The 22,885-nt window shown below is 44.8% G+C and carries 24 protein-coding genes; 12 read left to right on the top strand and 12 right to left on the bottom strand.

Annotation, left to right across the window (positions count from 1 at the left end; translation table 11 throughout):
- Window positions 1–2 precede the first annotated feature (2 nt).
- From ampC to NG55_RS09300, 3 genes are all read right to left on the bottom strand, one after another.
- Entirely contained in the window at window positions 3–1,190 is a 1,188-nt protein-coding gene (gene ampC / locus NG55_RS09310; RefSeq protein WP_081408984.1) for a class C beta-lactamase, read from the bottom strand.
- A gap of 25 nt (window positions 1,191–1,215) precedes the next feature.
- Complete coding sequence (locus NG55_RS09305; RefSeq protein WP_065343092.1) at window positions 1,216–2,379, bottom strand: PQQ-dependent sugar dehydrogenase; 1,164 nt, start codon at window positions 2,377–2,379, stop codon at window positions 1,216–1,218.
- Between the two features lie 106 nt (window positions 2,380–2,485).
- Complete coding sequence (locus tag NG55_RS09300) at window positions 2,486–2,938, bottom strand: YcgN family cysteine cluster protein (protein WP_065343091.1); 453 nt, start codon at window positions 2,936–2,938, stop codon at window positions 2,486–2,488.
- 188 nt (window positions 2,939–3,126) lie between these two features.
- Here NG55_RS09300 and NG55_RS09295 point away from each other — a divergent pair, with 188 nt between their 5' ends.
- The 7 genes from NG55_RS09295 to ahr all read left to right on the top strand — a co-directional run bounded on the left by NG55_RS09295 (window position 3,127) and on the right by ahr (window position 8,000).
- Window positions 3,127–3,285, top strand: a complete 159-nt coding sequence (locus tag NG55_RS09295; protein WP_004656956.1) for a DUF1328 domain-containing protein — start codon at window positions 3,127–3,129, stop codon at window positions 3,283–3,285.
- Window positions 3,286–3,450: 165 nt separating this feature from the next.
- The gene (locus tag NG55_RS09290) at window positions 3,451–4,188 is read left to right on the top strand and encodes a dienelactone hydrolase family protein (protein ID WP_065343090.1); all 738 of its coding nucleotides are present in this window, start codon (window positions 3,451–3,453) and stop codon (window positions 4,186–4,188) included.
- Between the two features lie 292 nt (window positions 4,189–4,480).
- Entirely contained in the window at window positions 4,481–5,518 is a 1,038-nt protein-coding gene (gene mutY, locus NG55_RS09285; RefSeq protein WP_065343089.1) for an A/G-specific adenine glycosylase, read from the top strand.
- Window positions 5,519–5,594: 76 nt separating this feature from the next.
- On the top strand, window positions 5,595–6,092 hold the full coding sequence (locus tag NG55_RS09280; protein WP_279324151.1) for a M23 family metallopeptidase: 498 nt from the start codon (window positions 5,595–5,597) through the stop codon (window positions 6,090–6,092).
- Window positions 6,093–6,101: 9 nt separating this feature from the next.
- Window positions 6,102–6,347 (top strand): hypothetical protein, encoded by a 246-nt coding sequence (locus tag NG55_RS09275; RefSeq protein ID WP_016542223.1) that lies wholly within the window; start codon window positions 6,102–6,104, stop codon window positions 6,345–6,347.
- A 36-nt stretch (window positions 6,348–6,383) separates the two neighbouring features.
- On the top strand, window positions 6,384–6,938 hold the full coding sequence (locus NG55_RS09270; RefSeq protein WP_065343088.1) for a DNA-3-methyladenine glycosylase I: 555 nt from the start codon (window positions 6,384–6,386) through the stop codon (window positions 6,936–6,938).
- 36 nt (window positions 6,939–6,974) lie between these two features.
- Complete coding sequence (gene ahr / locus NG55_RS09265; RefSeq protein WP_016542221.1) at window positions 6,975–8,000, top strand: NADPH-dependent aldehyde reductase Ahr; 1,026 nt, start codon at window positions 6,975–6,977, stop codon at window positions 7,998–8,000.
- A gap of 51 nt (window positions 8,001–8,051) precedes the next feature.
- Here ahr and NG55_RS09260 read toward each other — a convergent pair whose 3' ends face one another.
- Together NG55_RS09260 and NG55_RS09255 are read right to left on the bottom strand one after the other, a co-directional pair.
- A complete protein-coding gene (locus NG55_RS09260) occupies window positions 8,052–8,870 on the bottom strand; it encodes an isocitrate lyase/PEP mutase family protein (protein ID WP_065343087.1) in 819 nt (272 codons plus the stop codon).
- Window positions 8,871–8,911: 41 nt separating this feature from the next.
- Window positions 8,912–10,339 (bottom strand): aminotransferase-like domain-containing protein, encoded by a 1,428-nt coding sequence (locus NG55_RS09255; protein WP_065343086.1) that lies wholly within the window; start codon window positions 10,337–10,339, stop codon window positions 8,912–8,914.
- Window positions 10,340–10,429: 90 nt separating this feature from the next.
- On the opposite strand from NG55_RS09255, the gene NG55_RS09250 reads away from it, so the two are divergent.
- Window positions 10,430–10,840: a hypothetical protein gene (locus tag NG55_RS09250; RefSeq protein WP_016660074.1), complete on the top strand. Its 411-nt coding sequence runs from the start codon at window positions 10,430–10,432 to the stop codon at window positions 10,838–10,840.
- Here NG55_RS09250 and NG55_RS09245 read toward each other — a convergent pair.
- Window positions 10,788–11,690 carry a LysR family transcriptional regulator gene (locus NG55_RS09245; RefSeq protein ID WP_065343085.1) on the bottom strand — a complete coding sequence of 301 codons (903 nt, stop codon included), beginning with the start codon at window positions 11,688–11,690 and terminating at the stop codon, window positions 10,788–10,790. The two genes, NG55_RS09250 and NG55_RS09245, sit on opposite strands and share 53 nt — an antisense overlap.
- 138 nt (window positions 11,691–11,828) lie before the next feature.
- Between NG55_RS09245 and dkgB the strand changes: the two genes are divergently transcribed.
- The gene (gene dkgB / locus NG55_RS09240) at window positions 11,829–12,635 is read left to right on the top strand and encodes a 2,5-didehydrogluconate reductase DkgB (protein WP_065343084.1); all 807 of its coding nucleotides are present in this window, start codon (window positions 11,829–11,831) and stop codon (window positions 12,633–12,635) included.
- Window position 12,636: 1 nt separating this feature from the next.
- Window positions 12,637–13,824, top strand: coding sequence for an MFS transporter (locus NG55_RS09235; protein ID WP_016542216.1), 1,188 nt, complete (start codon window positions 12,637–12,639; stop codon window positions 13,822–13,824).
- A 38-nt stretch (window positions 13,825–13,862) separates the two neighbouring features.
- On the opposite strand, the gene NG55_RS09230 is transcribed toward NG55_RS09235, so the two are convergent.
- Window positions 13,863–14,513: an START domain-containing protein gene (locus NG55_RS09230; protein ID WP_016542215.1), complete on the bottom strand. Its 651-nt coding sequence runs from the start codon at window positions 14,511–14,513 to the stop codon at window positions 13,863–13,865.
- A gap of 96 nt (window positions 14,514–14,609) precedes the next feature.
- On the bottom strand, window positions 14,610–15,431 hold the full coding sequence (gene dapB, locus NG55_RS09225; protein ID WP_016542214.1) for a 4-hydroxy-tetrahydrodipicolinate reductase: 822 nt from the start codon (window positions 15,429–15,431) through the stop codon (window positions 14,610–14,612).
- A gap of 108 nt (window positions 15,432–15,539) precedes the next feature.
- Between dapB and NG55_RS09220 the strand changes: the two genes are divergently transcribed.
- Window positions 15,540–15,968, top strand: coding sequence for a hypothetical protein (locus NG55_RS09220; protein ID WP_016542213.1), 429 nt, complete (start codon window positions 15,540–15,542; stop codon window positions 15,966–15,968).
- A 59-nt stretch (window positions 15,969–16,027) separates the two neighbouring features.
- Here the strand turns inward: NG55_RS09220 and dnaJ are convergent, their stop codons facing one another.
- The 4 genes from dnaJ to NG55_RS09200 all read right to left on the bottom strand — a co-directional run bounded on the left by dnaJ (window position 16,028) and on the right by NG55_RS09200 (window position 22,030).
- Window positions 16,028–17,143 (bottom strand): molecular chaperone DnaJ, encoded by a 1,116-nt coding sequence (gene dnaJ / locus NG55_RS09215; RefSeq protein ID WP_004656932.1) that lies wholly within the window; start codon window positions 17,141–17,143, stop codon window positions 16,028–16,030.
- A 144-nt stretch (window positions 17,144–17,287) separates the two neighbouring features.
- On the bottom strand, window positions 17,288–17,665 hold the full coding sequence (locus NG55_RS09210; protein WP_004656931.1) for a hypothetical protein: 378 nt from the start codon (window positions 17,663–17,665) through the stop codon (window positions 17,288–17,290).
- A 133-nt stretch (window positions 17,666–17,798) separates the two neighbouring features.
- A complete protein-coding gene (locus NG55_RS09205) occupies window positions 17,799–20,927 on the bottom strand; it encodes an efflux RND transporter permease subunit (RefSeq protein WP_016542212.1) in 3,129 nt (1,042 codons plus the stop codon).
- A gap of 2 nt (window positions 20,928–20,929) precedes the next feature.
- Complete coding sequence (locus NG55_RS09200) at window positions 20,930–22,030, bottom strand: efflux RND transporter periplasmic adaptor subunit (RefSeq protein ID WP_016542211.1); 1,101 nt, start codon at window positions 22,028–22,030, stop codon at window positions 20,930–20,932.
- Between the two features lie 151 nt (window positions 22,031–22,181).
- On the opposite strand from NG55_RS09200, the gene NG55_RS09195 reads away from it, so the two are divergent.
- Window positions 22,182–22,805, top strand: a complete 624-nt coding sequence (locus tag NG55_RS09195) for a TetR/AcrR family transcriptional regulator (RefSeq protein WP_065343083.1) — start codon at window positions 22,182–22,184, stop codon at window positions 22,803–22,805.
- The last annotated feature ends 80 nt before the right edge of the window (window positions 22,806–22,885 follow it).

The following is a 22,885-nucleotide window of genomic DNA, read 5'->3' as shown; positions in this document are numbered from 1 at the left end:
TTCTATTGCGCGCTGTTGTTCTGAACCAACTGTTGCATCACCCGATAGCTGGCTTTGATCCGCTCTTGATTCGGAAAATTGGTATTAGCCAACATCACAATTCCAATTTTTTGCTGCGGAATAAAGGCCACATAGGCACCAAAACCATTGGTCGCTCCTGTTTTATTAAAGAAGGTCTCAGGTGGTGCAAGCTTCGGTTGTTTAATCGCTGTGATTGCATGACTCTCTAAAGCCATTTTGCTGGAGTTACCCTGTAACAGTGTCTCGAGCGATACGGGATAGGCATACTGCTCCCAACCCAGACCTTGGGTCATTGCCCCGACTTTAAAATAACCCACATGAGTATTTTCAATCGCTTTGCGAAGCGGTTGTTTGAACTGCCGCGGGTTGATTTGTGCATCCAGAAATTTCAGCATATCCGCACTGCTACTTTTCAGCCCATACGCTTCTGCATCAAACATACCTGGTGAAACACGCATGGCTTGATCTGCTTTATATCCCCAAGCGTATTGCGACATATGCTGCTCAGGTACTCGAATAAAACTTTGTGTCATTCCCAATTGCGGCAGCAAAGTTTTTTCAATCAGTTCGCTATACGGTTTTTTCATCGCCAAGGCGGTGACATAGCCCATCAAACCAATACTCGGGTTGGAATATTGACGCGCAGCGCCAACTTTGGTTTTTGCTTGCCAAGTCTGAAAATACTTGATCATATCCTGCTGCTGAACCACTTCATCGGGGAACTGCAACGGAAAACCGCCTGCGTTATAGGTCCCCAGATTCAATATCGTGGCACGATTGACCGCAGTATGTTTCAGTTCCGGAAAATATTTTGCAGGATGATCCGACAAAGACAGTTGTCCTTGTGCCTGTGCATAGCCCGTTAAAGTCGCATTAAAAGTCTTACTCACCGAACCAAGTTCAAACAAAGTATTGTTGCTGACCGCTTGTTGATTTTGCTTAGAGGCCAATCCATAATTCACGAAATAATGTTGACCATTCAGGGTCACAGCAACGGCCATACCCGGAATTTTATATTGTGCTAATAAAGGTTTAAATTGTTGATCAACAATCGTTTTAACCTGTTGCTCAGTCAAATTTCCAGCCCAAAGCGCCGAACTGCAGGACAACAATCCTGTAAGTAAACATAGTTTTTTTAAAGTCATAGAACAGGCTTTCGGTTGATTCATTATGTATATCACTTAGAGTTAAAATTTAATTGGCATGCAGTTTCAGTAGTTTGGCTTGAGGACCATCTTCGATCACCCAGATTGAACCATCTGAGGCTTGATGTAGCCCACGAATTCGTTGTTTCATCTCAAGTCGTTGAACTTCTTGCACAGGTCGAGATTGAATGTCCACCACCACAATGGCTTTAGAGGATAAACCACCAATCAAAGCCTTGTGTTGCCATAAAGGAAACTGCTGAGCGGAATAAATGATCATGCTAGACGGTGAGATCACAGGGGTCCAATCGATTTCAGGAGCTTTAAATTCTGGACGGGTATCATGATCAGGAATCGGCAACCCTGAATAATGGTCGCCATTCGAAACCGTTGGATAGCCATAGTTTTCCCCTCTCACAATACGGTTTAATTCATCGCCACCTTTAGGGCCCATTTCAACCACCCACAATTGCCCTTGCTGGTCGAAAGCCATGCCCAATGGATTACGATGACCGAGTGACCAAATTTCAGCCGTTATACCGCCTTTTTGGTGAAACGGATTGTCTTCCGCAGCAGTTCCATTTGCATTTAAACGCAAAACCTTACCTAAATTACTGTTTAAATCTTGGGCGGGATCAAACTTCTGGCGCTCCCCCGAACTGACCCAAAGTTTGCCATCAGGACCAAACTGCATACGATGACCATAATGGCCTTGCCCTGACACTTTCGGCACTTGTTGCCAGATGGTTTTTAAATCCGTGAGCTTGGGTTGCTTGGGATCAGATAAATCCAGTGTTGCATGTGCAATCTCGGCACCATAACCACCCTGACCTTTGCTGGCATAACTTAAATATAATGCATGATTTTGCTGAAAATCAGGATGCAAAATGACATCACCTAAGCCTCCTTGCCCACCATAACTGACAGTTGGAACGCCACTCACATTGATACTGGATTTGGTTTGGGGATCAAATAATTTTAATTGCCCTTTACGCTCAGTAATCAGCAAACGCTGATCGGGCAAACTCGCAATCGCCCATGGCTCATCAAATTCAGCGACGCTCTCAATCTGATACTTTTGTGCAATGCGCTGGCTTGACGCCTGTTGTGCTGTATTCTGTTCTGGCGTTTTAGAATTGCTGTTATTGGCACCGCAAGCCAGTAAAAATAAAAAGCTACTACACAATACAGGCGTCATTAACCGTTTATTCATTGTATTTCTCCCTCTCTTATTCTCATCTTAGGGAACATCGCCAATAAAAATACTGCAAAAGTGTTGTTTTTATGATCATCATGTCTTATTGATTTGCTAGACGCAATTAACGTATCCAACGCACAACATAATCTTCAATCTGTTCTTCATCGATCTCACTTTCAGAGATACAACGTCCTGCAGCCGACTTTTTTGCCTTGATCACACTTTGCCGTGAACCTGTATTCAGGTAATGCCATGAGGGTAAATTTTTACCTTCATTCAAACGACGGTAGGCGCAACTCGGTGGCAACCACGAAATGGTGCTGAGTCGTTCAGGCGTCAGTTGGATACAATCAGGCACTTGCTGCTGACGGTTGGGATAATCTGAACAACGCGCGGTTTTACAGTCCAGTAATTTGCATGCCACTTTGGTATACGCAACCTCTGCTGTTTCCTCATCTTCCAACTTGATCAAACAACATAAACCACAGCCGTCACACAATGCCTCCCACTCCGCATTGCTGAGCTGATCAAGCGGATAGTGTTTCCAAAAGTTGGGGCGCAGTTCGACGGACATACAGAGCTTTCAATATTTAAAAATGAGCGTCCTATTATAGCATTCATCTTTGCTTTGCTGACTTCAATCTCTTTTAATTGGTTTAACACTTCTTTAAGTATTAAACATTTAAACCACATAAACACCACATTTTGTGCAAAAAACACACGTTATAGTGGATACATAACGAAAAATTAGGAGGACACGACATGTTCCGTTGGGCCATTATTTTTGCAGTCATCGCACTCATTGCCAGTTTATTAGGTTTTGGTGGCGTAGCAGGTTTATCCAAAGATTTCGCTGTCATCTTATTGGTTGTTGCCGTCATCTTAGCAATCGTCGGCTTCTTATCCAGAGGCAAAGTTTAGTTATTTCGACCTACGCAAAACATAAAAGAAGAATCTTAGTATTCTTCTTTTTTTTATTTTGATCATCACTAAAACAAGCGTATTTATTATGTTTTTACGATGCCATCCATTTTCCTTTTTATGTTTTAATCAATGCATTCTAAAAATATAGATCAGGATTAAACAATGAGCTTCCCGATTAACACCCGTGAAATTGGATATACCGCGCCAGATGGTCAACGCCTAATTGGTTATTTCGCTGCACCTGCAATTGATATGCCCGTTGCTGGGGTGATTGTGGCACCTGAATGGTGGGGCCGTAATGAATATACAGAGCAACGTGCCCGTGAACTTGCAGAACATGGTTTTGCTGCGCTCGCGATTGATATGTATGGCGATAAAAAAGTGACCACAGCCGTGCCTCAAGCATCGGAATGGATGAACCAAACCTTTGAACAGCCAGATACCATTGTTGAGCGTGCCCAAGCCGGTCTCGCAACGTTAGCGGCTCAGTCAGAAGTGAATGCCAACAAGCTGGCAGCGATTGGTTTTTGTTATGGTGGCAAAGTGGTGCTAGATTTGGCGCGTTCAGGTGCAAATATCGAAGCAGTTGCTACGTTCCATGCTGTATTGAGTCCGAAAGCTCCCGCTGAAAAAGGTAAAGTCAAAGCCGAAATTTTAGTCCTACATGGCGAACTGGACAGCATGGTGACCTTGGACAATGTGGCCAGCTTCCGTCAAGAAATGCATGATGCTGCTGTGGATCATGAGGTGATTATTTTTGAAGATGCCAAGCATGGTTTTAGTAATCCGCTCGCAGATGAGCGCGCTAAGGCCAACAATGTTGACTTAGGCTATAACGCGGAAGCAGAACGTCAAAGTCTTGACGCGATGTATGAGCTGTTAGATAAACATTTAAAGTGATTTGAAAAGCGATCTCTAAACACCCAATCCATATGGAATTGAGAGAAGATCTCGGTTGTTTAAATCCCAGATGATTGCTACACGTGCAAGGCGACATGGATGTCGCCTGTTTGGCTGCCTTGCTCTGCTTTCAATTGGGCAGTGCAAACTTAACGGAGTCTTGCCAAGTTCTCATCGAATTTCCCACTATGTCTTTGACGACCTACATCTCGTTGATGTTCCAATAGAATTTTAACGCCTAAAAAAACCTATTTCCGCTATACTATGCCTCTGCTTTTTACTGTTCTGATTCATGTCTGATTTCTCATTTTCTGATGCACTACTTACATGGTTCGACCAACACGGTCGTCACGACCTGCCATGGCAAGTGGCCGATGATCCCTACAAAGTTTGGGTTTCAGAAATCATGCTGCAACAGACGCAAGTCAAAACCGTACTGCAATATTTTGATCGTTTTATTGAACGTTTTCCAACGGTCGAAACCTTAGGTCGAGCCAGTTGGGAAGATGTCGCACCTTATTGGGCAGGACTCGGCTATTACGCCCGCGCACGCAACCTGCATAAAGCTGCAGCTATCGTTAGCCAACAAGGAAAATTTCCTGAAACACTCGAACAATGGATTGAGCTACCAGGTATTGGCCGCTCCACCGCAGGTGCGCTCATGTCCCTTGGCTTACGTCAGTACGGTGTGATTATGGATGGCAACGTGAAACGAGTATTGGCTCGTTTTCTTGCGATTGAAGATGACCTATCCAAGCCCCAACATGAACGAGCACTCTGGCAAATTGCTGAAAATCTTTGTCCAGCAGAGCGCAATCATGATTACACCCAAGCAATTATGGACTTGGGCGCAACCGTGTGTACCCCAAAAAAACCACTGTGTTTATACTGCCCGATGCAGCAACACTGCCAAGCCTATCAACAAGGCATGGAACAGGAACTTCCTTTCAAAAAAGCCAAAAAACCTGTTCCCGTCAGAACGGCGGATGTCCTGCTGATTCAGTCAGGTGATGAATGGCTATGGCAGCAACGTGAAGCACATGGCCTTTGGGGTGGACTGTATTGCCTACCCATTATTGAGCATGCAACCGAATTACAACAGATTGAGCAGCACTTTAAACTACAAGCTCAAGTATCATCTTTGCAGATTAGCCATAGCTTTACTCACTTTACTTGGTTGCTACATGAACAGTTGTTCCACGTGGAACACGATCAAAAAGAACAACTCAGTATCGAATTAAATGGCATATGGCTCAGTCCAGAAACCGCGATTGCCAAAGGCATTCCAACAGCCATGAAAAAATTGATCACAGCAAAACAAAAGGCCTAATGCTCGAAATGTTGTAGATCAAACGCAAGGAGTTTGTGTGCGTCATTCGATTTCCTATACGGTTCTAGGTGTGTTGATGATTTTATTATCAGCCTGTGCCACCACCCCAAAGAAACCTACCCCCTTACCCAATGCTCAGGTGAATAAGCTCAAGAGCATGCGTTTAGACAGCCGCCTTCCTGTTCCGGTCAAAGGGGTGAGTCGCAATCAATTACGGGATACTTGGGGCGCGGCACGAAGTCAGGGCCGTAGCCATGAGGGAATCGACATCATGGCAGAGCGTGGTACGAAAGTGTATAGTGCTACCGAAGGCTTAGTTGCTGATTTACGTAATAATAATTTAGGTGGCAAGGTGGTCTGGATCATGGGTCCAGCTGGCACTTGGCACTATTATGCGCATCTGGATGGACATAAACGTGGTCTCAATGTGGGAGACTATGTCCGTAAAGGTGATCTGATCGGTTATGTGGGCAATACGGGTAATGCCCGCTATACCGCTCCGCATTTACACTACGGCATTTATTTAAATGGCAAAGGGCGTGGTGCAGTCAACCCATACCCATATTTACGTTAGGAACACACAATGTCAGAAGCATTGATTGAACGTCTGGTTGAATTTGCAGAGTCTGGAAATCAGCAAAAAATCATCCTGAATGGCACCAGCTATCAGGGTTGGATCATGGAAATTACTGAAGAAGCCTTGCTGATCAGTACCGGTTTTGCCGATAAATCAGGTAAAGACTTTTGGCTTAAATTTGCTGATTTAACCGATGCAGAATTGTATTATTGGGATACTCGCCCAAATGAATGGGTGATATTCAAACTCTAATTCATTCTGTTCTAATAACAACAAGGAGCATCAAATATGACAATTCAACGCTGTGGCTGGTGCTCCGATGATCCGCTCTATATGGCTTACCATGATCAAGAATGGGGCAAGCCACAACACGATGAAACTCACCTATTTGAAATGCTCTGTCTGGAAGGACAGCAAGCAGGTTTATCATGGATCACGGTGCTGAAAAAGCGTGAGCATTATCGCTCACATTTCTTTCAGCATTCCATCGCAGACGTCGCAGCACTCAGCGATGATCAACTCGAACTCAAACTCAGTGATGCAGGTTTAATCCGCCATATTGGTAAGCTCAAAGCCATCCGCGACAATGCCATTGCTTGGCTCAAACTCAAAGATGAAGTTGAAGATGTCCCTGCTTGGCTGTGGAGTTTCGTCGACCATCAAACCGAACATAATGATGTCGTGAATTACCGCGAAGCACCCGCACAAACTGAGCTAAGCCAAAAACTATCCAAAACCTTAAAAAAGCGTGGCTTTAAATTTGTGGGCCCAACCACCTGCTATGCTTTTATGCAGGCGGTGGGTATGGTCAATGACCATGAAAATGATTGCCAATTTAAATAACCAATCATCATCGATTTTCCTTGAATGGGAGTTCCAATGAGCAATAATCAAATTCGCGCTTATGCTGCAATGCAAGCAGGTGAGCAAGTAGTGCCTTACCAATTTGATGCGGGAGACTTAAAAGCCCATCAAGTTGAAGTCAAAGTTGAATATTGTGGTCTGTGCCACTCCGATCTTTCCGTCATTAATAATGAATGGCAATCGTCGGTTTATCCTGCAGTGGCTGGGCATGAGATCATTGGTACCATCATTGCACTGGGATCAGAAGCCAAAGGCCTCAAAGTCGGTCAACGCGTTGGCATTGGCTGGACTGCGGAAACCTGCCAAGCCTGTGATCCCTGTATTGGCGGCAATCAAGTCTTATGTACAGGTGAAAGAAGCGCCACCATCATCGGACATGCCGGTGGCTTTGCTGATAAAGTTCGTGCTGGTTGGCAATGGGTCATTCCCCTTCCAGACGATTTAGATCCCGAAAGTGCTGGCCCACTGCTGTGTGGTGGCATTACGGTCTTTGATCCTTTACTCAAACATAAAATTCAAGCCACCCATCATGTCGGCGTGATCGGTATTGGTGGTCTCGGTCATATTGCGATTAAATTGCTGAAAGCATGGGGCTGTGAAATTACCGCTTTCAGCTCGAACCCAGATAAAACCGAAGAACTCAAGGCCATGGGCGCTGATCATGTGGTCAATAGCCGAGATGCCCAAGCTATCAAGGCGCAACGTGGCAAGTTTGATTTATTACTCAGCACCGTCAATGTGACCTTGAACTGGCAAGCCTATCTGAATACCCTTGCACCACAAGGTCGTCTACATTTCCTTGGCGTGACTTTAGAACCGATCCCTGTCTCTGTCGGTGCAATCATGGGAGGTGCCAAATCTGTCACTTCTTCACCTACGGGTTCACCTCTGGCACTGCGTCAGCTTTTACAATTCGCTGCACGTAAAAACATTGCACCACAGATTGAGCTATTTCCAATGTCACAGCTGAATGAGGCGATTGAACGACTGCATTCAGGCCAAGCACGTTATCGCATCGTACTCAAAGCCGATTTCGATTAATTTAGGCCTTTGCACACCTCATCCGCCAACGGTTGAATCGCTTGGCGGATCTCATCGTAATCTTTTATTCAACTCCGCCCCAGAGAGATTCTCTTCAAAACAATGAAAACGGCCTGTTTCTGCAATCGAGCTGGCCGCTTGAATAAAACCTTTCCATGCCGTCCGTGCCAAAGCACTTCCAACACTGATTCGTCGAACACCTAAAGATGCCAGCGCTGGCACACTCAGTTCACTGTCCCAAGCGATCAGCACATTCACAGGTTTGGGTACCACTGCTTGAACCACTGCAACAATCTGATCTGATGTTTTGATACCAGGTGCATAAAGACAATCAGCACCCGCAGCAGAATAGGCTTTCAGTCGAGTTATGGTATCCTCTAAATCTGGAACACCAATAAAGAAGTTTTCAGCACGTCCGATCAACATCACGTCTTCGCCACTTTCATCAATTGCTTTACGTGCCGCAGCGATCCTCATAGCAGCCTCTTTAATCTCTCGTAATGGCTTGTCCGCATTTCCAGTAGAATCTTCTATGGATATCCCTGCAACCCCTGTTGCAATCGCCATGGTTACGCTTTCAAACACGCCCTCAATGGTCTCTGCAAAACCACTTTCTAAATCGGCATTCACAGGGAGATCAGTTGATTGAACCATAGCGCGAAGATGCGCGAGTACCTCTGCACGTGACAACTGCCCATCTGTCTTGCCGCAAGACCATGCATAACCTGCACTAGTTGTTGCCAAAGCTTGATAACCGAGTTGTTGCAACATTTTGGCACTACCAGCATCCCACGGATTGGGCAACACAAAACAGCCTGACTGATGCAGATCGCGAAATATTTTTCTTTTCTCAGCAATCGTAAGTTGCATTTTTTCTCCCCTCTTTTTTAATTCTGATTGTCGATCAGTGCTTAATACTCTGATGAGCCCATACTAACCCGCGTCCACTGCGCCAATTGCTGAATCGCTTGGCGGATTTCTACTGTTAACGCATGACCTGCATTTAAGCGGATAAAATGCTGATAACGGCGGTCTTCACCAAACACTTCACCAGGCACAATGTTGATCCCCTGCGCTTGCGCCAAATAATACAGTTCCAAACCTGTGATACTGTCAGGAAGCTGCATCCATAAGGCATACCCTCCCTGAGATTGGCTCAGTGCAATCGGAATACCGTGGAAGCACTCTAAAATATACGCTCGATACTGCTCCACTTGCTGCATCAACTTGGGTCTGAGTCGATCTAAATGCTCCCGATAACCACGGCTATAAATAAAGTCTGCTAAACCCAACTGTAACGGCGTATTCACTCCCACGTTATTGGCCAACAACTGCGGACGTAAATGTTGTAATTGCCGCCCTAAACAAAACCATCCCACTCGATAAGCAGTGGATAATGATTTAGAAACCGAACCACACCAGATCACATAACCTTCCTGATCCCAATAACGAATTGGCAAAGGGCGTTCTTTTTGGAAACTGCATTCACCATAAATATCATCTTCCAAAATAAAGCATTGATATTTTTGTGCCAGTTGAGCAATCTGCTGTTTCTGTTCATTGCTCAGACAATAACCCAAAGGATTTTGAAAATTAGCAGTGAGTAAACACAGTTTGGCACTGCCCTGTTGCATGAAAAACTCTAAACGTTCCAGATCAACACCACGATGATCGGCAGGAATTTCGATAATATTACGCTTCAGGCTCGCCAGCATTTGCAACTGACCATTAAAGGTCGGGGTTGGGATCAAAATACTATCGCCTTCTTGGCTGATCTGTTGAATCAACAGAGATAAAGCAGGCATACAGCCATTACTAATAAAAATATCCTCAGTCGCAACATAGATGCCATCTTCACGCCAATGGTCTGACAACGCTTGGCGCAAATGCTGATGACCCTGCTTATTACAATATAAAAAATCTTCGGGCTGACAATGCTTGAGCGCGCGTTGTAGAGAGCGACGCAGCCCATCCACAGGAATCAAATGGGGTGACAATTGAATCGCCCCCAATGGCGTTAAATGATGTTGAATTGAGGCGGTCTGAATCTGGTTTTGCAGATCTAAATTTGAAACTTGCCTCGCCTTAGATTCAAAATGGGGACTGTCAGGCACAGCACTTTGATATTGTCTTGAATTGACAAAATAGCCCGATTTGGCTTTTACATAAATCAACCCTTTGGCTTCCAGTAGCTCGTAACACTGTTGCGCTGTACTCAGGCTGATACTTTGCTGGCGTGCAAATTCCCTTAAAGAACTTAACTTCTGTTGTGGCTGTAACTCATGCTGGTAGATTTTATGCGCCAGCTGTTCTGCTAAACGTTGATATTGGAAGCTCATCTCTGTACTGCTTTTTTATAAATTTCTGTATCTGTATTGGTTTATACAACACCGTTAAGCTATAAAAATCAACAGCCAAAGGATAAGACCATGAAAAATAATATCTTATTTATATTAAGCGTCATTTTATTGACAGGCTGCGATCTGACTGACCAAGCCACCTATCAGCAACAACAAGTGTGCAAATCACTCTCACAGGGCTATCTGCAAATTCAAAACCAGCCGACCTATGAGTTATGGAAAATGGAAAAAAGTGAAGCCCCCGAGCAGACCCGCATCATCAAAATGACCTATAAGAAGCCCAATGAAAATGGTTTGATACTCTCAAGCAACTTTCTGCCAACAGTCGAACTTGAATGCAAGCTACAGCAGCAACATATTGTGGTGTCAGTGATACAGAAAACAGGCCCATCAATTCCGGTGCTGAATGTACAGCTTCAAAATGAAGCTATAGGCAAACCGAGAAGCCCTGACTTAGTTGCTCAGTCAAAAACTCAATAAATAAACGGACCCGTTTCGGCAAGTGCTCTTGTTGATAATAAACAGCATGGATGCTTTGATAAGAATGTTCGATTTGATCTTCAAACAGCGCCTCAAGACGCCCTTCTCGAATGTCCTGCCAGATTTCAAATTCAGACAGTCGAGCAATCCCCTGCCCACGCAAACAGAGCTGTCGCACGGTTTCACCACTTGACGCTCTCACTTTAGGTTGTGCTTGAAAATACTCACCCTCAATTCTAATCGGCCAAGTATTGATATAGGTTGGACGAGTAAAACCAATCACATCATGTTCAGGCAATGCTTGAGACTGTAAAGGCGTGCCCTTGCGTTTTAGATATTCTGGACTGGCAACAATATAGATACGACTTTTACACACCAATTTAGCGTGTAAGCTGGAATCATGTAATTCACCAAAACGAAACGCCACATCGGTTTTATGTTCCAGTAGATCAATCACCAAATCATTGCTATTCAACTCGATTTCAATATTGGGATAACACTGCCGAAACTTGTGTACCAATGGCGTAATCACATGCAGAATAAACGGTGTGGCTGAGTCAATCCGAATCACCCCCGAAGTATCCTGATCTGATTTTTGTAAGGCTTCTTCGGCGGCATTCAAATCACTGAGGATTTTACGAGCATGTTGCAGAAACTGCTGACCTTCTTGGGTAAGTTTTAATTTTCGCGTGGTCCGTTCCAGCAAAGTGACTTCGAGCTTGGATTCTAAACGGCTGAGTGAACGACTGAGCCCAGATGCGGTCTGCCCCAATCGTTCAGCTGCGGCAATAAATGAACCTGTATCGACAATGGTCATAAAAGCAAGCAGTTCTTCTACCGTAGACTTCATTGCCACCCTCTCAATTATTGATATTTAGTCAACTGTATTTTGCAAATTCCTCTATTTTTTAGCAACAATAATCATCGCAAAATAACAGCCATCCACAAAACAGCTCTTTAGAGCATGAAAAAAGATTAGGTGAAAAATATGCGTATCCCTCAATTCGGTTTAGGTACTTTCCGACTTAAAGATCAAGCGGTGATTGATTCTGTTAAAACGGCACTTGATGTCGGCTACCGTGCCATTGATACCGCACAGATTTATGAAAACGAAGCAGCGGTAGGTCAAGCCATTGCTGAAAGTGGTGTTGCTCGTCAAGATTTATTCTTAACCACAAAAATCTGGGTCGACAATTTTGCTGAAGACAAATTCATTCCCAGCTTAAAGGACAGTCTGCAAAAACTACGTACTGATGCTGTCGATCTCACCTTGATCCACTGGCCAGCTCCAGCACTGGGTGTATCCATTCCAAGCGTCATGCAATTGCTTTTAGAAGCGAAACAACAAGGTTTGACCCAGCAAATTGGTGTCTCGAATTTCAATATTGCTTTGACCCAACAAGCAATTGACAGCATTGGTGTCGAGCACATTGCCACCAACCAGATTGAACTTAGTCCTTATTTGCAGAACCGCACCTTGGTCAATTTTTTAGGTGAACAAAATATTGACGTGACTTCATACATGACCTTGGCTTACGGCAAAGTACTGCAAGATCCAACCTTAGTTGAGATCGCTGCACAGCATCAGGCAAGCAGCGCACAAGTCGCTTTGGCTTGGGCCTTACAAAATGGCTTTGCTGTGATTCCCTCATCAACCAAACGTGAAAACCTGATCAGCAACTTAAAAGCGCAAGACTTAACTTTAAGTGCAGAGGAAATGCAGTTGATCGCCCAACTTGAACGCAATGGTCGAGAAGTGAGTCCTGAACCCTTTGCGCCTGAATGGGACAAATAACATGAGCAGCCGCATCAACCTTCCTTTGCTGGCCTTGGCCATTGGTGCATTTGCCATTGGCACAACAGAGTTCTCTCCAATGGGGCTGTTGCCCAATATTGCCAATGATCTTGGGGTATCGATCCCAAGTGCGGGTATGTTGATTACGGGTTATGCACTGGGCGTAATGCTGGGTGCACCGATCATGACCTTATGGTTTGGTGGCTTTGCCCGTCGTAATGCCCTGATTCTACTGATGGCAATCTTCACCCTTGGTAATCTGATCGCAGCCTTTGCACCCAACTATATGAGTTTAATGGGTGCCCGATTAATTACCAGCTTAAACCACGGTGCCTTCTTCGGGATTGGTTCTGTGGTGGCTGCCAGTGTTGTTCCAGCAAATAAACAGGCCAGTGCGGTGGCCACCATGTTTATGGGTCTCACCATCGCCAATATTGGTGGCGTACCACTGGCAACATGGGTAGGACAAAACATTGGCTGGCGCATGTCTTTCCTTGCGATTTCTGCACTCGGTGTCATCACCATGCTGGCACTCTGGAAAGCACTGCCTGTCGGATCTGTCGGTCAAAAACCGAATGTCAAAATGGAACTGAAAGTTCTGACTCGCCTGCCTGTGCTGTTGGCACTCTTAACCACAGTATTTGGTGCTTCCGCAATGTTTACCTTATACACCTACATCGCGCCAAGTCTGGTTGAATTTAGCCATGCTTCACCAACTTTTATCACCCTGATGTTGGTCTTGATCGGGATCGGCTTCTCCATCGGCAACCATTTCGGAGGAAAGTTTGCAGATCTGTCCATTGATAAGACCTTAATTGGTTTCTTGCTGTTACTGATTACATTGATGCTGATTTTCCCAATCCTTGCTCAATCACAACTGGGGGCAGCAATCGGTTTGGTGATCTGGGGTGCTGCTGCCTTTGCCATTGTTCCGCCTTTACAAATGCGCGTGATGTCGGTTGCTCATGAAGCGTCTGGTCTCGCCTCTTCAGTCAATATTGGTGCCTTTAATCTCGGTAATGCCATTGGTGCAGCTGCAGGCGGTGCAGTGTTAAGTCTCGGCTTAAACTATGCCGCTGTTTCCATAATTGGCGCTGTGTTGGCGGGTATCGGTCTGATTTTGGTTTTGATTCAAATCAAACTGGCAACCAAATCCAGTTCGCAATTACAACAATGTCCGCAAGCCTAATGTGTAATAAAAAAGCCTGATTTAATCAGGCTTTTTTATTATTTCAAGACATCGGGCAATTTCGGTTGTGCGTATAAAGGATTATTCACTTCCTTTTTCATTTTCATCAGCATTTGATAAGGTTGCTGTTGCACAAACATATTCACAAAGCTCAATGGAATCGAACCCGCAGGATCTGCATAACCATTGGTCGTGACTTTCACTTTATTATTGGCGAGTTTCTGGAAAGTCCAATCACCTGCGTACTTGGTTAAACGCACCACATCAGGTTGTTCAGGGTAATTATTCTGAATGGCGTTATTTTTAATACTAATGCTGCCATCCGCATTTTTGCTCATTTTACCTTTAATCACCACATCACGGTCTTTTAAAGGAAAAGGAAAATCCAGCACCATATACAGGGTAAATTCACCTTTTTTATCATCCCGAGATAACATTTGCACCTTACCCACATAAGGTACCCATTGTGGAGTACGCTCTACATCAAGGACCACTGCTACGGCGCGTTCTAAAGGCACATCAAAGGTGGTTTCCGCTTTATATTGGATAATCGGATTATTTTCTGTTTGATAAGTCCAAACCTTAATATTGTTCCGATGCAAACTGAGTTTGGCGGTTTCTGATGCTGCAGTCACCGCAAAGCTGCTGAGACTGAGCAGTGTAGCAAGGACGATATGTTTTTTATTCATGTCATGCTCGATTGTTGTAATGAAGGCGAGAGCTTGTTTCACTCCTCTCGGAAAGAAAGCTCAACAAGCTCTTTTATAGTACAAAAAAGGAACGTTTTAAACGTCAATCTCGTTAAAGCCTAAAACATCTTTCATATCATATTTACGTGCTTCACGGCCAACCACCCACGCCGCGGCACGGACTGCACCTGAGGCAAAGTTCATACGGTTGGTGGCTTTGTGTGTCACTTCAACACGCTCACCTTCACCAATAAACATCACCGTATGTTCACCGACGATATCGCCACCACGAATGGTTTCAAAACCAATGGTTTGACGATCACGCGGGCCGGTATAACCTTCACGGCCATACACTGCCACTTCTTTTAAGTTACGACCCAAGGTATCGGCAATCGCCTCGCCCATCATAAATGCGGTACCAGAAGGTGCATCGACTTTATGACGATGGTGCGCTTCAATAATTTCAATATCCACCGTATCGCCAAACACTTTCGCTGCGAGTTCCAATAATTTAATCGACACATTGACGCCGACCGAATAATTAGCAGCATAAACAACTGGGGTCTGGGTTGCGGTTTCATCTAAAAATGCCTTTTGTTCATCCGACATTCCCGTGGTTCCAATCACCATAGCCACACCAGCTTCACGGCATAGCTTTAAATGCTGTTCAGTCGCTACAGGTGCAGTAAAATCAATCACCACATCACAGTCTTTTAAAACCTCACCCAAACTTCCCACAATCTTGACACCGAGGTTGCCGATCCCTGCAAGTTCTCCTGCATCCGCCCCCACCAAGCTGCTTTCAGGACGTTCAACAGCTGCTGCCAGTTGGTAGCCTGCTTGTTGTACCGCTTGAATCAGAATACGCCCCATGCGTCCGCCTGCACCCAAGATTCCAATGCGTGGAGAAGTTGACATAATTTTTCCCAGTCTTTTATTTAAACAATCGAGCTACTATAGCAAAACTCTGTGTTTCTAAAAAAGTTAAAATAAGGCATTTAAGAAAATTGAAATTTAAGGCATAAGATGTCAGTCAAACCTTATGATGCATTTGAAATAGATAGACTGGTTAAATATTATCGAAATATTCCCAATTTCCCCAAGACGTCTCAGGAACTCTATCTAGATGATGCGGCAATGATGGCAGGTCTATATATAGACCCGATCTCCAACTTAGAAGATCGATTTCGTGATATTTTCGTTTTTTCAGAATATAAAAAACCTGTCGATATCAAACAAGCCCAAACGATTGGCGGAGTTGATCAATTTGATATACAGGAAATAGCTTATTTTATCAGCGATATTTTAGTCCATGAAAAATACCATACTGGGCTCTTCGGCTCTATGATTATCAATGGTGTGATTGAAAATATGATCTGTCGTTTAGAAACGCTCTTACAAGATGAAAAAGTACTACATTCCCCACAAAAATCTTGGTGGAAATTTTGGCGTTAATCTGTTGCCGTTTCCCATAAAAAAACCTGCCGCAGCAGGTTTTTTTTATGGGTGTCTAATTAGTCAAATAGACGATCAAAGAATGATTTTTTCTTAGGTGATGCAGCATGGCCATCACCATCAAACGAAGCTTGTAATTCTTTCAATAATTCACGTTGGCGGCTGTTTAAATTCACAGGAGTTTCGACCACGATACGACACAATAGATCACCAACCATGCTGCTACGTACAGGACGAACACCTTTACCACGTAAGCGGAATAATTTACCGGTTTGCGTTCCTTCTGGAATTTTTAAGCTGACACGACCATCAAGGGTCGGGATTTCAATTTCTTTACCCAAAGCCGCATCTGCAATGCTAACAGGCACGTCCATATACAGATCTGCACCATCACGTTGGAAGACTTCGTGTTCACGAACTACGACTTCAACGTATAAATCACCTGCTTGACCATCACGAATCGCTTCACCTTTACCAGTTAAGCGTACGCGGTCGCCATTGTCTACACCAGCAGGAATGGTGACTTCCAGAGTTTGCTGACGATCTGCAACACCTGAACCATGACAGCTGCTACATGGATTTTTGATGATTTTGCCTTGACCACGACAAGTACTACAAGTTTGCTGAACTGAGAAGAAGCCTTGTTGCATGCGCACTTGACCCGCACCATGACAGGTACGACAGGTTTCTACATCATTTGGATTTTTAGATCCTTTACCATCACAGGTTTCACATGGTGCTGGTGCTGTGAACGTAATGGTTTTTTTCACGCCTTTGACCGCTTCTTCAAGCGTCAGTTCCATCACATAACGGAGGTCTGAACCACGGCGTTGACGTTGTTGCTGACGGCCACCGCCACCAAACGCTCCACCAAAAATATCGCCAAACTGACTGAAAATATCTTCTGCGCTAAAACCGCCGAAGCCACCACCTGCACCGCCAAAGCCGCCTTCAAAGGCACTATGTCCAGCGCGGTCATACATGCTGCGCTTTTCTTCATCAGAAAGCACTTCATACGCTTCAGCCGCTTCTTTGAACTTTTCTTCAGCTTCAGCGTTGTCCGGGTTACGGTCTGGATGATACTTCATCGCCAACTTACGATAGGCTTTTTTGATCTCATCATCACTTGCGGTTTTCGAAACGCCTAAAACCTCATAATAATCACGTTTAGCCATGGTTGGCGATGCTCCTCACGGAATTTATTTAAATCTAAAAAACAAATAGGCTCTGCTGACTTTGGTAATAAAAAAGTCAACAGAGCCTTAATAGGGGCTGTACGATAAATTTACAAGGGCTATTGCAATAAAAAAGCCATAAATTTAGAAAACGGCTTTATTTTTAAAGTACTTGGCAATTCCTTTCAGCCAAGCATTCAGTAAAAATAACCAAGCAATTGAACTAAACACCACGCCAGCAACCGTCATTGCGGTCACCCAAAGTACGCTGTTCCAGGCAAAAAAGAACAGGGGGATAAACCATAGCGCTGCGAAGAAAGCCATCAATAAAAATAACAGCACATTACGCATAATCCAGAGTGCATGCGCATGTATCCATACTTCGGCATTATCCACAATCGCAACTTTCTTTGCTAATAGGTATGCAAACACCGCAAACACTATTGTAAATAATGCAAGAAACATGAACACGTAAGAAATCGCCACGTAGCGGCGATGCTGCTCAATATTGTCTTGCCCCATGCTCTATATCACCTCGATTCACTGCATCGTACAAATTTGATCATGCAATGAAATTCAATTATTTTTTGGTCTTAAAATATAGGTGCTACTATATTGAAATTTTCAATGTTTCGCACCTTTATTCACAAAATAATTACGATAGTTGTGTTGTTTTTTTAACCTTAAACCATGCTGCATAAAGTGCAGGCAGGAAAAACAAGGTTAATAAAGTGGCGACAATCAAGCCACCCATAATCGCAACCGCCATCGGACCAAAGAAAATACTGCGTGATAAAGGGATCATGGCCAGTACCGCAGCCAATGCTGTCAACACAATTGGACGGAAACGGCGCATGGTTGCACCAATCACCGCCTCCCACGGCTCATGTCCTGCCAAAATGTCCTGCTCAATTTGATCAATCAAGATCAGCGAGTTACGCATGATCATGCCTGACAAGGCAATGGTGCCCAACATCGCGACGAAACCAAAGGGTTTATTGAACAGCAACAGGAACGCCACTACACCAATCAAGCCTAAGGGTGCGGTGAGCAAGACAATGGTTGCCCGCGACATACTGCGCAACTGAATCATCAATAAAGTCATCACCACCGCCAAGAACAAGGGCATACCCGCATTAACCGAATTTTGCCCCTTTGCCGACTCTTCAACTGTCCCCCCCACTTCCAGTAGATAACCACTTGGCAAGTCTGCACGGAGTGTCTGCATCTGATCAGCCAACTGTTGCACTACAGTTGCAGGTTGTAAGTGGGTACGAATATCAGCACGAACGGTAATGGTCGGCAAACGGTTACGATGCCAAATTAAACCTTCTTCAAAACGCGATTCAATCTTGGCAATCTGCGCCAAAGGCACAGTGGTTCCTTTGCTGGTCGGCACCGCCAAGCTTGCCAACGATGCCACTTCAACGCGTTCCGATTTATCACCACGTAAGCGGATTTCGATCAATTCACGTTTTTCGCGATATTGATTCATCACCGACCCCGTCACGGAGGCATTTAAGAAATTGGCTAAATCGACACTAGAAACACCCATTTGCCGCGCACGGTCTTGGTCAATTTCAATCGCAATGATTTTGCTTGGCTCACCCCAATCCAAATGTACATTGGTGGTATTTGGGTCTTCACTCAGCACTTTGGCCACTTTCTGCGCCCATTGACGTACCGTCCCGAGGTCTTCACCCGAGACACGATACTGCAATGGATAACCCACTGGTGGACCATTTTCCAATAAAGACACCCGAGTACGGACTTGCGGTAATAATTGCTTGATCTGCTTGTCCAAAGAACGGCGGATCTCATCACGATCATCTAGAGACGATGCCAAAACCACAAACTGAGCAAAGCTGGCTTGTGGTAATTGCTGATCGAGCGGCAAATAAAAACGTGGCGAGCCTGTACCCACGTAAGCCACATAGTTGTCAATGCCCTGTTGTTTAGACAGGAACTGCTCCACCTTATGCACTGCTTGTTCCGTCGCCGTCAGTGAAGCCCCTTCTTCCAGTTTTAAATCCACCAGAATTTCAGCCCGATTTGATGGCGGGAAGAACTGTTGTGGCACCAGCTTAAACATGGCCACCGACAGGACAAAGATGCCAACAGTCACCGCAATCACGGTTTTACGATAGGTAATACAGATTTCCACCACACGGCGGAAAGATTGATAAAACTTGGATTGATAAGGGTCATGATGCTGACCATGCGCTTCTACCACAGGTGCAGGTTGCTTGCGCAATCTCGCCCAAAGACGGACATACCATGCTGCTTGTTGCTGTTGTTTAGTAAAATCAGGTAATAGTTTTTCACCTAAATACGGTACAAACAACACGGCTGCAATCCATGACACGATCAATGCAATGGTCACCACTTGGAAAATAGAGCGGGTATATTCACCTGTACCCGATTGCGCGGTGGCGATCGGCAAGAATCCTGCTGCGGTAATCAGCGTTCCCGTTAACATCGGAAAAGCAGTAGTTTGCCAGGCAAAACCTGCCGCTTTCAATCGGCTATAGCCCTGTTCCATTTTAATCGCCATCATTTCCACAGCGATAATGGCATCATCGACCAGCAATCCGAGCGCCAGAATTAACGCCCCCAGTGAAATCTTATGCAGACCCACATCAAACAGATTCATCCCCGCAAAAGTCATGGCCAGTACTAAGGGAATAGACAACGCCACCACCAAGCCGGTGCGGAAACCGAGTGAAAAGAAACTGACCAATAACACGATAATCACCGCTTCGGCCAAGACCTTTAAAAACTCTTGAATACTGCGTTGTACCGCCACAGGCTGATCGGAGACTTTTTGCAGTTTCATGCCCAAAGGCAGGGTTTTCTGTAGACGGTTAAATTCGGTTTCCAAATTTTTACCGAGCGCAATGATGTCGCCACCTTTACGCATCGAAACCGCAATCCCGATCCCGTTCTCCCCCATAAAGCGCATGCGGGGTTGTGCCGGTTCACTAAAGCCACGATATACGTCCGCAACATCGCCCAGTTGAATGGTTTTATCACCCACCAACAATGGCATTTTTTTCAGGTCTTCGACACTATGCAAATGTCCACTGACACGAATTTGAATACGGTCAGTGCCTGTTTCAAAGAATCCAGCACCCGCCATGTCATTTTGTTTTTGAATCGCTTCCTGAATGGCGGTAACAGGTACACCTAATTGCACTGCCTTGGTATTGGACAGTTCAATCCAGATTTTCTGATCTTGCAGACCGACCAGATTAACCTTGTTGACATCCTTGACCCGTTGCAATTGTAGTTGCAAACGGTCGGCATATTCCTTCATCACCGCATAGTCAAAGTCCTTGCCTGTCAGCACATAGATATTGCCAAAGGTGTCCCCAAACTCATCATTGAAAAAAGGCCCTTGTACACCACTCGGCAGTTGCGAGCGGATATCATTGACCTTCTTGCGTACGTTATACCAAACGTCAGGAATAGCACTGGACGGCAAACTGTCTTTGGCCACAAAGGTTACCAGCGACTCACCTGGGCGCGAATAGGCCATGATGCGATCATACTGACCTGTGGTCATCAATTCTTTTTCAATTCGATCCGTGACCAGTGTTGAGACTTCTTTGGCTGTTGCGCCCGGCCAATAGGTCTGTACCACCATCACCTTAAAAGTAAACGGCGGATCTTCACTTTGCGAAAGTTTGGAATAAGACATGATGCCGACGATGCCGAGCAACAGCATAAAATAAAGGATAATGCCCTTATTCTTGAGTGCCCATTCTGAAAGGTTAAATTTCATCTCTAACCTCCCGCTTTTATGGTGACTTCACGATTATCACGATCAACTGGATGAATTTTTTGCTGGTCACGCAGTAAATGAACGCCACCAACCACTACCCAGTCTGTGGCTTTTAAACCAGACACCACGGGTACGCTATCTCGACCATAAGTGCCTAAAGTCACAGGCACTTTGCGTATGCTTTGATTGGCATTCACCACCCAGACATAGGCTTGCTGCTCATTGGCTGTAACACTGGATAAAGGCACGCTCAACACGTTATTGTCCTGTGCCACAAAGAACACCCGTGCGCTTTGCCCGAGTTGAATACTCGATTGCCCTTCCAGTAAAGAAACCTTCACCGTAAAAGTGCGCGATTGATCGGCAGCAGGAGAAACTTCACGTACTTTAGCCGCAAAACGTGCATCAGGTTGCGACCATAAAGTGACCCATACAGGTTGTCCAACCTTGATGGTACTGACTGCTTGCTCAGGTACACCGAACACCACTTCGCGCTCACCATCAATCGCCAATTGATAAGCGGCTTGCCCTGCGGCAAGCACTTGGCCAATCTCAATTTGGCGCTGGGTAATCACCCCATTTTTATTGGAGATTAACTGGTTATAACCGGTTTGGTTAGATGACACTTCATAGTTCGAGCGTGCTTGTTGCAAACTGGCTTGCGCAGATTCATACTGATTTTTGACTGCATCAAATTGTGAACGACTCACTGCATTGACAGGCAGTAACTGCTGATAACGCTGATATTCTTCCGCCGCAATTTTTGCTGCAGCCTGTGCACTTTGTAACTGCGCCTTAGCTGCATTCATTTGCAATTGCGCATCTTTGACATCCAGTTTCGCCAGCACTTGGCCGACTTTGACCCGATCACCGACATCCACATAACGTTCGGTAATCTGTCCCCCGACACGGAAGGCCAAAGCGGTTTGTTGTCTTGCCTGTACATCCCCTGCATAGCTTTTCTGATCGATATGATTACGACTGGGTTGAGTCACCATGACATAGGGAATTTCCTCAGTCTTTGGCAGCTCTTTCTGACAGGCGCTGAGGAGTACACTACTGACAATGAGTAACCCCAATATGATACGATTGATCTGATTCATCTGTTTGCGCTCTTATTCAAATTGATTTTTAAGGCGTGATCTGAGCATTATCATAGATTGTTTATTTTTTAATTAATATACTCATGGGTACATTAATTAAAAAATAAAGCGATTTTTTTGATTTCTACATTGATTAAAAGAGAACGATAACGTGCACATCAGCAGTGGCCGCCCTAAAGATTTAGAAAAAAGAGCCAAAATTTTACAGGCCGCAAAATCTATTTTTTTAAAATTGGGCTATCACGCCACCAATATGAATCAGATTGCCAAAGAGGCTGGCGTCACCAAACTCACGGTGTACAACCACTTTCAGGACAAAAGCAATCTATTTATGTGCGCCATTGAAGAAAGCTGTGAAGAATCGATTCGAACCAAACAGATTGAACTGACCGCCGATGCTGATTTTAAACAGGCACTGGTGCTCATGTGTCAGCGTGCATTAAGTATTATTTATCTGCCTGAAGCACTGAAATTGGATTGTTTACTGTTTGAACTGGCGGCGGAACAAAGCCCCTTAACCCAACAGTTTTTTGATGCCTCACATAGTCGCATGTGTCATGTCTGGTGTGATTTCTTTGAACAGGCTATCGGCTTTAAATTTATTCAGGCAGATGAACCCATTAAGCAAACCGAGCTGATCATTTCACTCATGTTAGGCATCCGTCATCAACAAGTGTTGCTGGGTTTAGCGCCTGTGCCGACGGCAACTGAAATCGATCAGATGATTCAACAGGCCATCGAGATTTTTTTGCTTAAATATCAACCCATAAATTAGAGAATATTCACATTTTTTTACGTTCTGCTCTTGGAATGTCTCCCAATCGCGCTATAGTCGAGTAAGAACAACAGGAGAAT

The organism is Acinetobacter gyllenbergii (assembly GCF_001682515.1).
Classification (GTDB): domain Bacteria; phylum Pseudomonadota; class Gammaproteobacteria; order Pseudomonadales; family Moraxellaceae; genus Acinetobacter; species Acinetobacter gyllenbergii.
Note: the sequence above shows the minus strand (reverse complement) of the source record. Positions and strands in the feature narration are given on the sequence as shown.

Bases quoted from the DNA above. Each gene is read 5' to 3' on its own strand.
- NG55_RS09295 (WP_004656956.1), top strand. From the start codon at position 3,127: ATGTTCCGTTGGGCCATTATTTTTGCAGTCATCGCACTCATTGCCAGT.
- NG55_RS09260 (WP_065343087.1), bottom strand. From the start codon at position 8,870: ATGCAACTTACGATTGCTGAGAAAAGAAAAATATTTCGCGATCTGCAT.
- NG55_RS09200 (WP_016542211.1), bottom strand. From the start codon at position 22,030: ATGAATCAGATCAATCGTATCATATTGGGGTTACTCATTGTCAGTAGT.
- NG55_RS09235 (WP_016542216.1), top strand. From the start codon at position 12,637: ATGAGCAGCCGCATCAACCTTCCTTTGCTGGCCTTGGCCATTGGTGCA.
- NG55_RS09280 (WP_279324151.1), top strand. From the start codon at position 5,595: ATGATTTTATTATCAGCCTGTGCCACCACCCCAAAGAAACCTACCCCC.
- dapB (WP_016542214.1), bottom strand. From the start codon at position 15,431: ATGTCAACTTCTCCACGCATTGGAATCTTGGGTGCAGGCGGACGCATG.
- NG55_RS09245 (WP_065343085.1), bottom strand. From the start codon at position 11,690: ATGAAGTCTACGGTAGAAGAACTGCTTGCTTTTATGACCATTGTCGAT.
- NG55_RS09205 (WP_016542212.1), bottom strand. From the start codon at position 20,927: ATGAAATTTAACCTTTCAGAATGGGCACTCAAGAATAAGGGCATTATC.
- NG55_RS09305 (WP_065343092.1), bottom strand. From the start codon at position 2,379: ATGAATAAACGGTTAATGACGCCTGTATTGTGTAGTAGCTTTTTATTT.
- NG55_RS09270 (WP_065343088.1), top strand. From the start codon at position 6,384: ATGACAATTCAACGCTGTGGCTGGTGCTCCGATGATCCGCTCTATATG.
- NG55_RS09290 (WP_065343090.1), top strand. From the start codon at position 3,451: ATGAGCTTCCCGATTAACACCCGTGAAATTGGATATACCGCGCCAGAT.
- NG55_RS09275 (WP_016542223.1), top strand. From the start codon at position 6,102: ATGTCAGAAGCATTGATTGAACGTCTGGTTGAATTTGCAGAGTCTGGA.
- ahr (WP_016542221.1), top strand. From the start codon at position 6,975: ATGAGCAATAATCAAATTCGCGCTTATGCTGCAATGCAAGCAGGTGAG.
- NG55_RS09220 (WP_016542213.1), top strand. From the start codon at position 15,540: ATGTCAGTCAAACCTTATGATGCATTTGAAATAGATAGACTGGTTAAA.
- NG55_RS09230 (WP_016542215.1), bottom strand. From the start codon at position 14,513: ATGAATAAAAAACATATCGTCCTTGCTACACTGCTCAGTCTCAGCAGC.
- dnaJ (WP_004656932.1), bottom strand. From the start codon at position 17,143: ATGGCTAAACGTGATTATTATGAGGTTTTAGGCGTTTCGAAAACCGCA.
- NG55_RS09210 (WP_004656931.1), bottom strand. From the start codon at position 17,665: ATGGGGCAAGACAATATTGAGCAGCATCGCCGCTACGTGGCGATTTCT.
- ampC (WP_081408984.1), bottom strand. From the start codon at position 1,190: ATGAATCAACCGAAAGCCTGTTCTATGACTTTAAAAAAACTATGTTTA.
- mutY (WP_065343089.1), top strand. From the start codon at position 4,481: ATGTCTGATTTCTCATTTTCTGATGCACTACTTACATGGTTCGACCAA.
- NG55_RS09250 (WP_016660074.1), top strand. From the start codon at position 10,430: ATGAAAAATAATATCTTATTTATATTAAGCGTCATTTTATTGACAGGC.
- dkgB (WP_065343084.1), top strand. From the start codon at position 11,829: ATGCGTATCCCTCAATTCGGTTTAGGTACTTTCCGACTTAAAGATCAA.
- NG55_RS09300 (WP_065343091.1), bottom strand. From the start codon at position 2,938: ATGTCCGTCGAACTGCGCCCCAACTTTTGGAAACACTATCCGCTTGAT.
- NG55_RS09255 (WP_065343086.1), bottom strand. From the start codon at position 10,339: ATGAGCTTCCAATATCAACGTTTAGCAGAACAGCTGGCGCATAAAATC.